The 2633-nt window shown below is 59.5% G+C and carries 1 protein-coding gene; it reads left to right on the top strand.

What is annotated here, in order from left to right; all coding sequences use genetic code 11:
- Window positions 1–241 precede the first annotated feature (241 nt).
- On the top strand, window positions 242–2353 hold the full coding sequence (locus AC1DSG_RS30060; protein WP_477794121.1) for a hybrid sensor histidine kinase/response regulator: 2112 nt from the start codon (window positions 242–244) through the stop codon (window positions 2351–2353).
- The last annotated feature ends 280 nt before the right edge of the window (window positions 2354–2633 follow it).

The raw sequence follows: 2633 nt of genomic DNA, 5'->3' as shown, positions 1-2633 counted from the left end.
GTAGCAGCTGWCGAGCAACGCGAGGCTGCGTCTGGGATTTGCCTGACAAAACGCGATTGCCCGGTGAGGTTCAAGACGGTATCTACGCGGAGAGTGAGCAACAAAAATCTGCCGGTTGAGAATCAGCTAACCTCTATGAAACCATTGGCGTCGGCAACGCTCGAAACAAACGGGCCCACACCGTCCTCATGTCGTTGCGACCCCCTAAGTCAATTCACTTACAGGGACTCAGAGCCAGTCGATGCAGTTTTTAGATGAAAGCCACGGGTGTGCCGGCTGGGCCGGGGAAATGGCCGGGCGTATTCGCGCGTTCGACTGGTGCCAGACCGAACTTGGCAGCCTCGACACCTGGCCCGCGAGCCTGTGCAGCGCGGTGCAATTGATGCTGGCCTCACCACTGCCGATGGTCATGCTGTGGGGCCGCGCCGGGTACATGATCTACAACGATGCCTACTCCAAATTCGCTGGCGGGCGTCATCCTTACCTGTTGGGTTCTCCGGTGGAACTGGGCTGGCCGGAAGTCGCCGAATTCAATCGCAATGTGGTCGATACCTGCCTGGCGGGTGGCACCTTGTCCTATCGCAATAAAGAACTGGTGTTGCTGCGCGACGGCATCCCCGAAGACGTCTGGCTGGACCTCTATTACAGCCCGGTGGCCGATGATGCTGGCAAGCCGGCCGGGGTCATGGCGATGGTGGTCGAGACCACGGAGCATGTCATTTCCGAATGTCGTCGTCAGACCGCCGAAGACGCCTATCGCGCCGACAACGAACGGGTGCGCCTGGCACTCAATGCCGGGGCCTTGCTCGGCTCATTCGTCTGGGACATCAAAGCCAACAAGCTCTCCGGCGACGAGCGCTTTGCCCGTACCTTTTCCTTTTCCGCTGATCAGGATCTGGCCGACCTGCCCCCGGATCTCGCCGAAGCCAGGATCCACCCCGACGACCTCAGTTGGGTTCAGGAACAGGTCACTCAATCGGTTGAAACCGGCGATGCCTTTAATGCGGAGTATCGGGTGCTGCGCCCGGATGGCAGTTACCTCTGGGTGCAGGCGAGTGGCTGCTGCGAGTTTAACGAGCAGGGCGAACCATTCCGTTTTCCTGGCGTATTGATCGACATCCATGAACGCAAGTCTGCCGAAGAATCCTTGCTCAGGTTCACGCGCAACCTGGAGCAGCGCGTCGCCGATGAAGTCGAAGCGCGGCTGGCGGCTGAAGAACAACTGCGCCAATCACAGAAGCTCGAAGCCATCGGCGGCCTCACCGGTGGCGTGGCCCACGACTTCAATAACCTGTTGCAGGTGATCGCTGGCAACCTGCACCTGCTGGCGCGGCACGAACCGGACAACGCCAACGTACAGCGCCGGGTCAATGCATCCATTGCCGCCGTCGAACGTGGCGCCAAATTGTCTTCGCAATTGCTCGCCTTCGCCCGTCGCCAGCCATTGTCGCCAGCGGTCTGCAATCCAAAGCAAGTCTTCGAAGGTCTCGCGGAAATGTTGCAGCGGGCGCTGGGTGAAACCCTCCAGATCAAGGTAAACGCCCCGGAGGATGCCTGGCACATCTTCGTGGACCGCAATCAACTGGAAAACACCATTCTCAACCTGGCGATCAATGCCCGTGATGCCATGAAAGGTGAGGGGACCATCGGTTTGAGTGCCGGGCACGTCGTCCTCGATCAGAAGTTTTGTGCAGGCAAGGGCATCGTGGCCGGCGACTACGTCTGCGTCACGGTGGCGGACACCGGTATCGGCATGCCGCCACAAGTGCTCGCGCAGGCCTTCGAACCGTTCTTCACCACCAAGGCCGACGGCCAGGGCACGGGGCTGGGGTTGAGCATGGTGTTCGGTTTCGTCAAACAGAGCGGCGGGCACATCGAGATTTCCAGTACTGAGGGCCAGGGTACTCGGGTGCAGTTGTACTTTCCGCGTAGCTTGCGACCGGCGCCCAGTGAAACAACGCAGCAAGATGCACAGCCGCACGGTGGTCATGAAACCATTCTGGTGGTCGAAGACAACGAAGCGGTACGCGACTCGGCGGTGGAGTTGCTACGCGAAGAAGGCTATCAGGTGCTGACGGCGGCTAACGGCGACCAGGCGATGCAGATGTTGCTGGAGGGCACGGCGGTAGAGCTGATTTTCACTGACGTGGTCATGCCCGGCCTGATCAAAAGCGCGGACCTGGCGGCTTGGGCCAAGGTGCAAACTCCCCCGGTGGCGGTGTTGTTCACCTCGGGCCACACCCGTGACATTATCTCGCGCAATCACCAACTCAGCCCCGACACGTATTTACTGAGCAAACCCTACGACCCCGAAGCACTGACACGAATGGTTCGCACAGTCCTCAATGGTTAATCCCCCCGTGGAAGATGCACTGAGATCCCCTGTGGGAGCGAGCCTGCTCGCGATAGCGGTGTGTCATTAAACATTTATGTCGGCTGATACTCCGCCATCGCGAGCAGGCTCGCTCCCACAGGGGATCTCAGTGCATCTTCCACGGGGGGATTAACCATTGAGGACTGTGCGAACCATTCGTGTCAGTGCTTCGGGGTCGTAGGGTTTGCTCAGTAAATACGTGTCGGGGCTGAGTTGGTGATTGCGCGAGATAATGTCACGGGTGTGGCCCGAGGTGAAC

The sequence above is a fragment of the Pseudomonas sp. P5_A12 genome (assembly GCF_056400685.1).
Note: the sequence above shows the minus strand (reverse complement) of the source record. Positions and strands in the feature narration are given on the sequence as shown.

Excerpts from the sequence above, each read along its gene's own strand:
- AC1DSG_RS30060 (WP_477794121.1), top strand. The coding sequence starts at position 242 with ATGCAGTTTTTAGATGAAAGCCACGGGTGTGCCGGCTGGGCCGGGGAA.